Source organism: Ornithinibacillus halophilus (assembly GCF_900129485.1).
GTDB lineage: Bacteria > Bacillota > Bacilli > Bacillales > Amphibacillaceae > Ornithinibacillus > Ornithinibacillus halophilus.
This window is the reverse complement of sequence record NZ_FQVW01000061.1, coordinates 1-14,568: the sequence shown is the minus strand read 5'-3', so window position 1 is coordinate 14,568 and position 14,568 is coordinate 1. Positions and strand designations below refer to the sequence as shown.

General features: G+C 35.8%; 9 protein-coding genes. 3 read left to right on the top strand and 6 right to left on the bottom strand.

What is annotated here, in order from left to right; genetic code table 11:
* Positions 1-158: 158 nt before the first annotated feature.
* A complete protein-coding gene (locus tag BUB12_RS15800; protein WP_072891875.1) occupies positions 159-1,949 on the bottom strand; it encodes a M3 family oligoendopeptidase in 1,791 nt (596 codons plus the stop codon).
* Between the two features lie 239 nt (positions 1,950-2,188).
* Here BUB12_RS15800 and BUB12_RS15795 point away from each other — a divergent pair, with 239 nt between their 5' ends.
* On the top strand, positions 2,189-2,725 hold the full coding sequence (locus BUB12_RS15795) for a YceI family protein (protein ID WP_072891874.1): 537 nt from the start codon (positions 2,189-2,191) through the stop codon (positions 2,723-2,725).
* Positions 2,726-2,822: 97 nt separating this feature from the next.
* Here BUB12_RS15795 and BUB12_RS15790 read toward each other — a convergent pair whose 3' ends face one another.
* The 4 genes from BUB12_RS15790 to BUB12_RS15775 form a co-directional block, all read right to left on the bottom strand.
* Positions 2,823-3,956, bottom strand: a complete 1,134-nt coding sequence (locus BUB12_RS15790) for a tetratricopeptide repeat protein (RefSeq protein ID WP_072891873.1) — start codon at positions 3,954-3,956, stop codon at positions 2,823-2,825.
* Between the two features lie 72 nt (positions 3,957-4,028).
* The gene (locus BUB12_RS15785; protein WP_072891872.1) at positions 4,029-4,889 is read right to left on the bottom strand and encodes a VanW family protein; all 861 of its coding nucleotides are present in this window, start codon (positions 4,887-4,889) and stop codon (positions 4,029-4,031) included.
* A gap of 246 nt (positions 4,890-5,135) precedes the next feature.
* Positions 5,136-6,341: an NAD(P)/FAD-dependent oxidoreductase gene (locus BUB12_RS15780; protein WP_072891871.1), complete on the bottom strand. Its 1,206-nt coding sequence runs from the start codon at positions 6,339-6,341 to the stop codon at positions 5,136-5,138.
* 281 nt (positions 6,342-6,622) lie between these two features.
* Positions 6,623-7,903: a SpoIID/LytB domain-containing protein gene (locus tag BUB12_RS15775; protein WP_072891870.1), complete on the bottom strand. Its 1,281-nt coding sequence runs from the start codon at positions 7,901-7,903 to the stop codon at positions 6,623-6,625.
* 326 nt (positions 7,904-8,229) lie between these two features.
* Here BUB12_RS15775 and uraA point away from each other — a divergent pair, with 326 nt between their 5' ends.
* Positions 8,230-9,516, top strand: coding sequence for a uracil permease (gene uraA / locus BUB12_RS15770; RefSeq protein WP_072891869.1), 1,287 nt, complete (start codon positions 8,230-8,232; stop codon positions 9,514-9,516).
* Positions 9,517-9,891: 375 nt separating this feature from the next.
* Here uraA and BUB12_RS15765 read toward each other — a convergent pair whose 3' ends face one another.
* On the bottom strand, positions 9,892-12,048 hold the full coding sequence (locus BUB12_RS15765) for a type IA DNA topoisomerase (RefSeq protein WP_072891868.1): 2,157 nt from the start codon (positions 12,046-12,048) through the stop codon (positions 9,892-9,894).
* A 222-nt stretch (positions 12,049-12,270) separates the two neighbouring features.
* On the opposite strand from BUB12_RS15765, the gene BUB12_RS15760 reads away from it, so the two are divergent.
* Positions 12,271-14,346, top strand: a complete 2,076-nt coding sequence (locus tag BUB12_RS15760; protein WP_072891867.1) for a catalase — start codon at positions 12,271-12,273, stop codon at positions 14,344-14,346.
* Positions 14,347-14,568 lie beyond the last annotated feature (222 nt).

The following is a 14,568-nucleotide window of genomic DNA, read 5'->3' as shown; positions in this document are numbered from 1 at the left end:
CAGTGGGCTTCCTCAGCGCAAGGGTGCTAGGAAGCCTAACCAAGTAGTTCCCTGGCTCACCAGCCGCCCGCGGAAAGCGAAGTGTATTTCCGTAGCGATGGATATTATACTGACGCTAGTTATATTCCAGTATCATCTTAAATAGGAAAATCAAACTCTTATAGTGCCAAGAACTCCTCAACATCTTTCACACATAATGCGATTGCATTTTCCCAGAATTCTGGTTGTGTTAAATCAACATTTAAGTGTTTCTTCGCTAAATCTTCCACTTTCATACTACCAGTATCACGCAACAACGCAATGTAATCATCTTCAAAGTTTCCACCTTGTTCTAATGCATGAGCATAAATACCAAGACTAAATAGATATCCAAACGTGTACGGGAAGTTATAGAACGGTACACCAGTAATATGGAAGTGTAGTTTTGATGCCCAGAAGTTTGGATCATATTCATCTAAAGCTTCACAATATGCTTCTTTTTGTGCTTCAACCATAAGTTCATTTAATCGATTAGTAGAAACCATTCCTTGTTTTCTTTCTTCATAGAAACGAGTCTCGAATAAGAAACGGGAATGAATATTCATGAAGAATGCCACACTACGTTTGATTTTATCTTCTAACAGTGCTTGTTTTTCTTCTTTTGTTTTTGCATTTTTTACTGCAGCATCAGCAACTATCATCTCAGCAAACGTAGATGCTGTTTCTGCTACGTTCATCGCATAGCCTTGATTTAGACCATGAATATCATTCATAACATGTTGGTGATATGCATGTCCTAACTCATGAGCAAGCGTTGATATGTTAGATGTTGTACCAGAATATGTCATGAAAATACGTGTTTGTTCACTATGTGGGAAGCTTGTACAGAATCCACCAGGTCGTTTACCAGAACGATCTTCTGCCTCAATCCAACGTTTTTCAAATGCCATTTGAGCAAAATCTGCCATCTTTGGACTAAACTTACGGAACTGCTCAACAATAAAGTTTGCCCCTTCTGTATACGTAGATTTTTTCTCAGATTTTGAAATAGGAGCATTCACATCGTACATGCTTAACTTATCAATACCAAGTAGTTCAGCTTTCTTTTCTAAGTATTTTACAAAATGTGGTTTACTATTAGTGATTGCTGTCCACATTGCGTTAAGTGTTTTTTCTTCCATGCGATTAATGTCTAATGGTTCTTTTAGAACATTATCCCATCCACGATGTTTATATTTTTGAAGACGGAAACCTGCTAAGTGATTTAATGTTTGACCAAATAAATCCTCATTTTCAGCCCATGCTTTACCCATTTGTTCAAATACATGCTTTCTAACGTTACGGTCTGAATTACTTAATTTATTCGACGCCTGTCCAACTGAATAAGAATTAACCTTTCCATCTTCTTCAATTTCTACTTCCATTTTCCCTACAATTGTTTCATACATTTGTCCCCATGCATGGTAACCATCTACAGCCAAGTCATTAATCAATACTTCTTGGTCTCCAGATAAAAGTTCTTTTGTTTTTGTTCTAGTCTCATTTAAGACAAATGATAATTCTGACAATGTATCATCTTTTAAAAGTTCTTCCCATGCTTCATCATCAATAGAAACTATTTTTTCATCAAGGGTTGTTTCTACTGCACTCATTTTAGCTCTTAGTGCACTACGTTTTGCTACTAGTAAACTAGCATGTGAATCTTTTACATTTTGTGCACTCAAACAACTAATAAATGCGAACGACTCACGTAATTTCTTAGCTGTTGCTTCAAGATGATTAATAACTTCAACAATCGTTTCGCGATTTGCAAGAGCATCGGTCGGATTAAATTGCTCAACCAAACCTTCAAGCTTTTCGATATCACTCTCTACACTATGTAAAAAAGCTTGAAACTCTTTAGATTCACTACCACCTGGAAAGATAACATCTAAATCCCAAGTTTGTTTATATTCCTTCGTCTGAACCATCTAATCTCTCCCTTAATTTTTGGATATAAATACAATTATTGTACTTATTTCATTTTAACAATAAGTCGGAAATATTTCACTTCATAATATTTGGAAACCCGAAATAAATTACTTCGGATTGCGAAATATATTATTTAAAAATAAATTATTCCAGAATACTTGACATCAGACATTTATGATTATATACTAGGTAACGTAAAGTAACTAACGTATTAAAAATTACTTGGAGGGAATATATAATGACTAAAACAGTTTGGAATGTAGATGCAGCACATAGTGAATTAGGTTTTTCAGTAAAACATATGATGATTTCAAAGGTGAAAGGAACTTTTGAAAAATTTGATGCAAAAATCGAGGCAGACCTTGATAATTTTTCAGATTCAACAGTTGAGGTAACAGTTGATGTAAACAGCATTAACACAAGAAATGAAGATCGTGACAACCATTTACGTTCTGCTGATTTCTTTGATGTTGAGAATCATCCAAATATGACTTTCAAAGCAACTGGCATCTCGAAAAAGTCTGATAATAATTATGATGTAACTGGTGATTTAACTATTCGTGGTACAACTAAACCAGCAACAATAAATGTAGTGCTAGAAGGTGTAAGTAAAGACCCTATGAGCGGCAATGAAGTAGCTGGAATTAGTGGGGAAACTACAATTAACCGTAAAGAATTTGGTTTAACATGGAACGTTGCTGTTGAAACTGGTGGCGTACTTGTTGGAGAAGATATTAAAATCAACTTCGAATTAGAACTTCATAAACAAGCATAGAAAAGTGCAGACGCTAGACATCTCTGCATGTTGTGCTTTCTAAAAGCATAATGAAAAGGATCCTGGAATATTCCGGGATCCTCTTTTATTTTATTTTTTACGCATTTCTTGTTTTCTGATTAGTGAGGTTCACAAATTTATTTTCAAACAACCGTTTCTTTCTCCCATTATTCGTACGTTCAAAAAATGAAATGACATCTGCTAATGCATTTTCAAGTAACTCTTCATCATTTGCTTTTTCTAAACAGTCAATGGCTTTTTCATAATGAACCCCAGCGATTGATGTTGATTGCTTCGTTTGATTTTCTAAACAAAAACTAAATTGCATATAAATCATCCCTAATTTTCGCATAGGTGGATTCGAAAGGTTCCAATAAAGATTAGTCGCTTGCTCATAGTACGGGATAGCTTGTTCATACTTAGACTGAGTAAAGTAAGCATATCCCATTTCAGTTAATGCTTCAGCATGTGTATATGTTCCTTTCAATGGTGAATCCCCTAATAAATGAAGAGCATCCTTCAAATAGTAAATTACTTTCTCACTCTTTTCTTTATCAGCATATGTTTTTGCTAAAGAGATGAGGCTATGTATTTTTATATTACTGTCTTGATGTTCATCTGCTAATTCAATTGTTTTTGAAAGAAATTCAATTGCATCATCTGCTTCATTGATTGTTGCATATAATGTTCCTATTTTAAAATGCAAATAAAAAATCATGTATTGATCACGTTTTTCTTGTTCATTAAAGTATTCTAAACCATTCTTAAAATACTTAATGGCACGCTTATACTTCTGAAGTTTTTCTTCAGTTTCTCCTAAAATTAAATAGATTCTAGCCTTCGTTATTCGATTCTGACTATCCTCTGCGCTTACTTTAACTGCACTGGATAGAATTCGTCTAGCTAATTTATAGTCACTCATATATGCCAATTCACCAAGAAGTAATAGTTCTTTTGAAGAATCAGCATTCTCATACAAGGAGTAAATAATATCTCTTGAAGCTTTAAACTCCCCAATCTCTGCATGACTTACTGCTTGCATCAAGGATAACGTTTTAGATAATTCTTCTCCCACCTCATGTTGTTGTTGAAGTTTCTCAATTTTACTTAATACATTTGGATAATGCTTTCGTTTTAACTCATCAATGATAATGAGTAATTCTTTCTTATTTGCTTCATTAGAAACAGATTGAACTTTCTCTTCAAAATTCAATATATTGATTTCACTCACACTAATTCCTCCCACACTTCTATTGTCCTATTAAATAGTTTAGGCAAAAATTAGTGTGAACAAACCTTCCTTCTATTCTTTTAACTGAACACGATCAGAAGTAAAGATACGAATCTCCACCATCCCATTTTCTGCTTTCGCACGTATTAATATTGGATGTGATAATTCATTCGTGAAAACAAAGTCAGGACCCCACCAACTAACGGTTGCATCCTTGCCTGGTGGTACATAAGGGACCTCTTTACTGTGAGAATAACGTTCAACAATTTCAATACCATTAAATAATACAGCATTAAATAGAGTGGATGAAACTTGGCAGATACCACCACCTATATCCTCTGATAGCTCTCCTTTCACAATAACAGGTGCTCTCATATACCCTTTTTCCTTTGTCCTTTTCCCCACTACTTCATTAAATGAAAATCGCTTTCCTGGTAGCACGACATAATTATTAATGGCTTCAGCAGATAAAGCAATATTATGGGATCGTTCCTTATTTCTTGTTCGATAATAAGTAATATACCTTCCTATTTCTTTGCTACGAATTTCATCAATTAATTCACTGTCCACTTGAGGATGGACGGTCTTTTTGGGTAACTTGATTTGATACGATTGATCACTGTAAAAAAACTGCATAAATTGCTCCAAAAACTTCTCTTTATCTAAACGTACACCTGACTTCCCTGAAATAATCGATTCATTATCACTTATCATTGCATTCGTGGGAGGCTTAAATGTTTGTTCATCCAACCGTTTCAATAATAAAGATAATTTATTCACATCAATTAAATGGTCATCAATTTGATAAAGAGCAAAATGATCCCGTAAGATGGTTTCACTTATATCACCATCAGTTATAACCAGCTGCTGAGCACTTATAAATAATGGATTAATGATAATAAGACAAATAATTATACTAACTCGTTTCCACATAACTGAACCCTCCTCCCCCTAGTATCTTTCCTCCTCACGTATTCATGTATTAAAAAGAAAAAGGACTATCCTAACGTGAGGACAGCCTTTTCTACCTATCTAAAGTCTCTTTTGTTTTCCATACTTCTACTAGCTAGCATATAACCAACAATTGTTGCAAGTCCAGTTAACAGCCAATATAACGTTTTTCTCATAAATACAATCCCCTCTTTTCACCGTTTATTAGAAAAGCGAAACATCTCTAATTTAGAATGGACGTACTTTCCCTTTTTTCAGGAATAGCTTAGGGCCACCCAACATGAATATATAGCGATTATCTACAACTTTTTTCATCGCTGCTGCTGGTTTTCCATATAGTTTATTTCCAAATACTGTACCCATTGCATCGGTAACACCTAATGACGCAACTGTACCTTTATCATCAAAAACAAAGTTTTGTAAGCTTTCATTACGAAGTAACGCTCTTAAATTATTTGCACAAGTTGTTGCATGCTGCATTGCTGCTTGAGCAGTTGGAGGGAATGGACGACCTTCTTTTTCATTCATAACCCAAGCACAATCACCAATTATGAAAATATTCTCTTCACCAGGTGCACGTAAGTCACCATTAACCGTTACTTTTCCTTTTGTTAATTCGAATCCTGATTTACCAAGCACAGAGTTTCCGGTTACTCCACCAGTCCAGACAATTGTACCAGCTTGGATTAATTCATTATCATCCCCGACAACAAATCCTTCTTCGGTACACGCTTGGATTTTAGCACCTTCCATAAATTCTACTCCGCGTTTCTCCAGAGAACTCTTAGCATAAGCAACTAAGTCTGTATCAAACCCAGGTAAAATCGATGGAGCTGCCTCTACGTTTATAATTCTCGCTTTACTGCGATCAATATCGTATTTTTTACATAGCTTTGGTACTTTTTCAGCTAATTCTCCAACAAATTCAATCCCTGTAAAACCGCCACCACCAACAAGTATAGTTAGTTGGTTGTCATCTTCTCCTGTATTTTTGTATTGAGCAAATTGATATTCAATATGTTCCCGAATAAGTTGACTGGAATCAATATCTTGAATGAAAAAGGCATGTTCATCCATTCCCTTAATTCCAAATGTGTTCGTCTCAAAACCAAGTGAAACAACAAGATAATCATAACTCAGTTCACTATTTTCTAGTACAACACGCTTTTCATCTCTATTTATTTCCTCAACAGAATCATAGATAAGTCGTACTCGATTAGGATTAATAATGTCACTAATCATAATACGTGCTTGGTTATGATTAATCGTTCCTGCTGCAACCTCATGTAGCCAAGTTGTTTGATAATGGTAATTATGCTTGTTCACTAATACAATTTCTGCTTCTTCAGGCTGCAATTGTTTCATTAGTTTTTTTGTTGTCATCATCCCTGCATACCCGGCACCTAAGACAACAATTCTAGGGTTTTGTTCCATGTTAATCCTTCCTTCCTTTTCAAATAGAACTGACGGTGGATCGTGTAGTTTTATCAGTTATTAATGTATACCACTTTTGTCTAATTCCATCATAGCAAAACTTATATGCATTTGCTAATGACTTGATATGTGAATATTCAATCAGTAGGGTATTACTGTGTGTTACATAAAGGAAAAACTCCATATGTTATTATTTCTTATTCACTTAATATCATTCATACTAGTAATAATAGTAATTGCACTGGTTCATAAAAGAAAGCCACCTGTTACGGTGACTTTCTTTACTTCGCTCTAACAATTGCTTCACTAGAAATATCCAATATTTTAGTACCTGGATAATAGTGAGCGATTATTTCCTGATAGGATTTACCGTCTTGTCCCATATAGTGAGCGCCCCATTGGCTCATTCCTACACCATGACCATACCCTTTCCCCTTCATCGTGTATTGCTCATTTTCATATGTAAGGGAATCTATTAAGTAACTTTTGAATATCGTTCCACCTATCATAGGACGAATACGGTTTAGATTTACATCTTTCAAACTTACCTCACCATAAAGAATAGTTCCTTCAAACAAACGATACAAGAACTCTACTTTAATAGACCCTTTTATACTTCTTTTGGAAGCCAATTGTTGGTCTGATAAAGCAAACTCTGGAATAGAAAGAACTTTAATATCATTTGAATATCCATTCCGGTACAACCATCTTTTAATTGAATCCGTAATTTCCACATTTTTTTCTTCTAATTCATTCCACCAATTTGGATTGGTCCAATCAATTTCTTCTAGCAGAATTTGGTTTTTATGTAACGTAAATTCCCAAGGATGTGTGGGATCATATGGGTCTTCTTTAATTGGAAAATATCCCATCGCTTTTCCACCCCACACGTTCGCATTATTTTCGGTTATCCCACCGTTACTAGCAGAATAAAATGTCTCTATTAATCGATTATTGAAAGTAATGACCTCACCCTTTGTATCCTCAACGGCTTTTGTCGTTTTTTCATCCCAAGTGTAACCACCATAAACTTGATAACTTATCGTATCATCAATCACTTGATCAATTTTGGAAACTGCATAAGTTCTAGCGGCTAATGTTTGTGCCTTTAATGTTTCCATTCCCCATGTAGAAAACACTTCAAAAGGAACAACACCTTTCAAATAGTCTTCTAATGGCAGTTGATTTACTGGACGAATGAAGGATTCGTCTTCAATAATAAATTCCATCGCTCCTAAATAAGGTCTTCCATCAATTAGAACCTGATGTTCTTCATCGTATTGAGATGGAATTAGTATGAAGGCCCCCTTCAGCTTCTGTTTCTTATCTCCCTCCTTTTGGATACTAAGAGTACCTTCTTTAACCGATAAACTATAATTTACTCCCTCCTCTAATTGAACGGTTGGATCAAATGTAAAATAATCTCCTTTAAATTCCAGATTAATCGTTTCTGATTCACCGATATGGTTCTTCAATTTAACAGTAACCATCTCATCAGCATACATCACACCAGGGAAACTAATTATGATTGTCCATATAAAGAATAGTATTATTTTTTTCATATGCTTATTTTAGTACTGTCTTTCCATTTTATACTATTTCATTATTGATTTCGTTTACTATTTATCTATTATTTTCAAAAATATATTGACAGATTCATATATTGTTGTGTAATATCTAATTAAGTTCATACGGTTACCTTTAATTCAGTCCCGTGAGACTGGCAAGGTGGAGCAGACTAGGTCTGTTTATCAAGAAATGGTGGAAAAGTGTATTTCCATGGTTTCTACGTGCGTGTACACCTTGCCTTTGATGGCAAGGTGTTTTTTATTTTTCTCCCACTGCGGTAACTGGTGAACCTAATACTACCAAAGGGAGAGATTAGATTATGGCAAAATATGAAGAAATTCAAGTTGACGAACGATTACCACTTTTAAAAAGCTTACCATTAAGTTTACAGCACTTATTTGCAATGTTTTCATCAACGGTATTAGTTCCATTTTTATTTGGAGTTAATCCATCAACGATCCTTTTAATGAATGGTATCGGAACATTGATTTATATTTTTATTACTAAAGGAAAAATACCAGCATACCTCGGTTCTAGTTTCGCCTTTATCTCACCTGTTACGTTAGTACTGACCACTCATGGTGGAGCTGAAGGGTATGGATACGTACTAGGTGGCTTCTTAGCAGTAGGAATTATTCTTACACTAGTTGGCTTACTTGTAAAATTTGTTGGCACTTCATGGATTGATGTCCTATTCCCACCAGCTGCTATGGGGGCAATTGTTGCAGTAATCGGACTCGAATTAGTACCAGTTGCAGCAGAAATGGCAGGCCTAATTACACTTGATGGAACTGATACAGGTTGGGCTATGGATCCTACTGTTGTTACTGTATCCTTACTAACACTTGGAATCACAATCGTTGGTTGGGTAACACTACGAGGTTTCTTGAAGATTATCCCTATCTTAATTGGTATCGTTGCAGGATACTTAATTGCACTAGGTTTTGGATTAGTTGACTTTGACCCAGTAAAAGAGGCAGCATGGATCACTGCACCTCAGTTCTATCAAATGGAAATTAACTGGTCAGCTATCGTAGTTATTATCCCAGCTGCACTTGTATTAATTCCAGAACATATCGGACACCTATTTGTTACAAGTAATATTGTTAAAAAGGATTTAGCAAAAGACCCAGGATTAGATCGCTCACTAATGGGTAATGGGATTTCTACAATCCTATCAAGTTTTGTTGGATCCACACCAAATACAACTTATGGAGAAAATATCGGGGTTTTAGCTATCACTCGTGTCTACTCTACATGGATTATTGGTGGAGCAGCAGTAATAGCAATTATCCTATCTTTCGTCGGGAAGTTAGCAGCACTTATCTCATCCATTCCTCCTGCAGTAATGGGTGGTATCTCCTTGCTACTTTTCGGAATTATCGCTGCAAGTGGGATCAGAATGTTGGTAGAAGCTAAAGTTGATTACAACCGCTCGCAAAATTTAATCTTAACATGTGTGATCCTTGTTATCGGAATTAGTGGCGCAAGTCTTCCACTATGGGGAGATGTTGAATTATCAGGGATGGGCTTAGCAACAATCGTCGGAATCGTCTTAAGCTTACTATTCAAAATCTTTGATGTACTAAAACTTTCAAATGAATAAGTGTATATTGAGTCTGGGACATAATTAATTATACGCGCTCTCTAGGCGAACAATTATACTCATATTATTTAAATGTCAGGTTTTCATAGGGTAAATTGATAGTGATGCAAAACCTAGCGAAGGAAATACACGTAGACTCCTGCGGGAACAGAGGCATAGGTGAGACCCCACAGGACGAAAGTCCGAGGAGGCTCACCAGCCGCCCGCGGAAAGCGAAGTGTATTTCCGTAGCGATCGAGCTTATGATAACATATGACAACATAGACAACATTTATAGTTACTTTTTTCAGCACAAAAATCCGAACGAATTTGTATCCTCTGAAAGGATTTCGAATTCGTTCGGATTTTCATTTGTAAATTTCTGTTGTCCCAACCTTATTTATTAAATTCCATTTTCCAACTGTAATATGCATTATCTGGATTCTTTTCATAACGCAAGTAGGCATTGAATTTTTTCCCTTGTTTACTTGTAAAGCCTTTTACGTAGGCACGGTTATTGGTCAATAAGCTTTTCACCATCGTTTTTGTTGGTTTCTTTTTCATTGTCCCTAAGAATTTATCATTTTTCCAAATAACAAACTTACATCCCTTTTTCCAGTTACTACATCCAAATCCTTTTGTCCCCTCCACAATATTTCCTCCACATTCGGGACATTTTCCTAGGACTTCCCTTGTCTTACGTTTGCTTGCTGATACCTCATTAATTATGATATCTTCTTCACCTTTTATAAGATCAACTGATTTATTCGTGAAAGTAAAAACAAGATTTAAAAATTCCTTTTTGTGTACTTTTCCTTTTTGAATATCAGAAAGTGTCTTTTCCAAACGTCCAGTAAACTCTAAATCAAATAAATCTTTCACTGGAAATGTCTCCACTAACTTCCGACCAAGTTCTGTACAATGTAGGTTCTTCCCTTGACTCGTTATATAGCCAACATCTTTAAGCTTTTTAATTGTCTCGGCTCTTGTGGCCGGGGTTCCGATACTAAATCCTGTTAATATTCCACCCATTACCTCGTCAGTTTCTTCTTCATCATAGCTTTTTCCACAAGTTTCCATTACACGTAATAGCGTTTTTTCAGTATGAGGTTTCGGTGATTTCGTAACATGATCGGTTACTTCTGCTTCAGATACAAGCACGAGTCGATTTTTCTCTACGAATGGTAGGAACGTATCCTTTGACTGGATATTTTCGACCTTTTTCCACCCTTCAACAAGCTGTACTTTTCCCTTTGAAGCAAAAATGCCGGGAATTCGTTCTTCCCTTACTTTTGTTGTTAACTTTGTCTCTTCATATTCAGCAACTGGCATAAATTGCATAATAAAACGGTTTTTAATGGCTTGATATACAATTTGTTCATCTGCAGTTAGTCGTTTCGGCTTGAGGTATGTTGGCGTAATAGCACTATGACTCTCTACTTTTGCATTATTAAAAACACGCTTCGTTTTCTTAAATTGAACTTCATCTTTATATGGTACATCCTCCGTCATTGCTTTTAGAACCCTCGCTGTTTTTCCAACTAGGCTTTCTTCTAAGGCTGTACTAGATGTACGTGGGTACGTGATATACTTTTTTTCATACAAAGACTGTGCTACTTTTAATACTTTATCAGAAGTCCAACCTTTATACTTATTCGTAATATACCCTTGCAAATTGGACAAATTGAATAGAAACGGAGCAAATTCTTTCTTTTTGGTTACTTTCTTATCGATAATATCTGCTTGCTTTTGTTGGATCACTTCTTGTATAGGAACTAATAATTCCTTTTTACTAAATTTATCTCCAGACTCTTCTACATAAGTCCCAACGTACTGTTCGCCATTATCCGTTTCGAACGTTGCTTGTAACTTAAAGTAATCCTCTGGTACAAAATTCTCTATTTCTAAGTCCCTATCATAAATAATCTTTAATGTTGGTAACAGCACACGACCAATGTTTAGTGCCTTACCTTTTCCCTTTTGAAACTTCAACGTTGCAACAGAAGTAAGATTTATTCCAATAACCCAATCTGCCCACTGTCTACTGACGCCTGCATCTTGAAGTGGACGTAACTTTTCATTTGGTTGAATATGCTCTAAACCTTTTAAAACTTCCTCTTTTGTCCACTCGTTTAATAGTAAACGATAAACTGGCTTTTGTGGTCTTGCTCGATAAATGATACTGTCACCGATTAATTGTCCTTCTCGATCATAATCACAAGCCGATATAATCATATTCACATCTGGTCGTTTCATTAATCTATGTATAATAGAAAGTTGTTTTTTTGCGCCACCGTCCGATTGATTTCTATTCCTTGGGTTCGATTTTACTTTGTACTCAAACTTCTCTGGTATGAAGGGGAAATTATCGAGTTTCCAGCTAGACATTTTGCTATCATAATCCTTTGCATCGTACAACTGTAACAAATGACCAAATGCCCATGTAATAATATATTGATTCCCTTCAAAATAACCGTCCTTTTTACCTTTGATTGCTAATGCATCAGCAATATTCTTAGCTACAGAGGGCTTTTCTGCTAACACTAATTTCATATTCTTAACACCTACATTTCTAATTAAAATGGAAATAAGTACTCATGGGATTATACTGAAGACAAAAGTGGATTAAAGAAGAGTGAATTTAGGGTAAAACTATTATACTATATTTAACATTACTAATCTAATCTTTCCAAGCAATTCTCTCCTAAATGACGTACATATTTCAGGGCGAATGCATATATTTATTAGGGATTGATTCTATAGGAGAGGTGAATTATGGATAATAATACATCAGGAGGAAACAACGAGGAGCGTCAATTTAAGGATAAGAAAGATGAACAACTAGAACAGTATCGGAGAAAAAATACCGGTCCTGGAAAGAAAATGACGGATGATAATGGTGTAAAAGTTTCCAATGATGAAACGACATTACGAGCAGGGCGAAGAGGTCCAGCTTTATTTCAGGATTTTCATTTTTATAAAAAACAATCTCATTTTGACCGGGAACGTATACCAGAAAAAGTTGTTCATGCTAGAGGTTTCGGTGTCTACGGAGAGTTTGAAACCTATAAATCTCTTAAACATTTAACATCCGCACACTTTTTGGGAGAAGCCGGGCGTAAAACACCTGTTTTTGTTCGTTTCTCTAACTTTATTGGTAATAAAGGATCAAAAGATACAGCCGTTGATATACGTGGATTTGCAACGAAATTTTATACTGATGAAGGAAATTATGATATGTTAGCCCTACAATTTCCGGTCTTCATTCTTGCCGATGGAATGAAATTCATGGATGTTACCCATGCTGCTAAACCAAACCCTAAGACACATATTCCCCAAGCTACGACAGCCCATGATAATTTTTGGGACTATGTCGCAAACAATCAAGAATCCGCTCATATGGTTATGTGGTTAATGTCTATGCGTGGTCGCCCAAGAAGTTGGCGCATGATGGATGGTTGGCCGATTAATACATTTCGATTAATTAATGACCAAGGTCAATCAACATTCGTTCGATTCAAATGGATACCTAAACTTGGCGTACATTCGTTATTGTTAGAAGAGGCCGACATCATCGGTGGTGTGGATCCAGATTTCCATCGCAGAGATATTACGGAAGCGATAAATAAAGGCGCATATCCTGAATATGAATTAGGAATTCAGGTGATTGAGGAGAAAGATGAATTTAAGTATGATTTTGATGTATTAGATGATACAAAACTTTGGCCAGAGGAAGAAATACCGGTTCAGCCTATCGGTAAAATGACATTGAACCGACTAGTAGATAATTTCTTTGCTGAAGAAGAACAGTCTGCTTTTGACCCAGCTAACCTTGTTCCAGGTATCGACTTCTCTAATGATCCCGTATTACAGAGCAGGGCCTTTCCTTATAGAGATACAGAATTACATCGACATCATTCCGCGAATTTTGAGAACCTACCAGTTAATAAATCTATCAACGAAAAGAATTATAACCTACGACAAAGTTATTTAAGACATCGCATTGATGTAGATACTGTACACTACCATAATAATTCCTTAGCTGGAAATACCCCTTCAGAGGCAACACCAGAAGAAGGTGGGTACAAAAATTATCCTGGTAAGGTGGAAGGTCATATTACTAGAGATGTACCTAGTGATTCTTTCAATGATTTCTTTTCTCAAGCACGATTATTCTGGAACAGTCTGACATCTGTTGAAAAGAATGACCTTATCGACACCTTTATTTACCACTTACAAAAAGTAGAAAGTCAATCTGTTCGTCAGCAAAATGTCGACATGTGGGTTAACGTAGATAAAGAAATGGCAACGATTATTGCTGACAATATTGGCGTCAATCCTCCGAAAGGGACAAATGTTTCTGTAACTAAAAAATCTCCTGCAATTAGTCAGGCAAACACACCTCATTATGCTTATACACAAAAGGTTGGTGTTTTAATTGCTGATGGGTTTAATGATAGTGAAGTGATGAATACACTAAACTTATTAAAGCAAAATGTCGTGTTTATGGATATCATTAGTGAGAAACTTGGCTATGTAACAGGTGCTGGTGGTACAAAAATAAAGGTGGATGGCACGTTCAAAACAAAATATCCTGTCTTATATGACTCGATTTATGTTGTTGGTGGTAGAGCTGAAAATGAGGCTATTTTCAATTCAGGAGTACTAGATTTCATCAATGAGCAATACAAACATTATAAACCAATTGGTATTGCATCAACTGCCACTTCTTATATTAAAGCATCACAGAATAATAATTTAGCAGGGGTTGTCTTTGCTAATAATAATCCAAACTTCGGAAAGGATTATCTATCAGCAATAGCAAAACAACGTTTTTGGGATCGTAAATAATAATTAAACATACTAAGATTAGTGGGTAAAGTCATTTACGGATGATTTTTCCCACTATTTTTCTTTTTAGAGGTATAGTGAGGCTAGGAAGCCTAGCCAAGTAGTTCCCTGGCTCACCAGCCGCCCGCGGCAAAGAAGACACTGAGAAAGCGATCGTAGGAAGCTTGAACAGATGTCGCACTTGTGCTGGAAGTGAAAGCGAAGTGTATTTTCCGTAGCGGT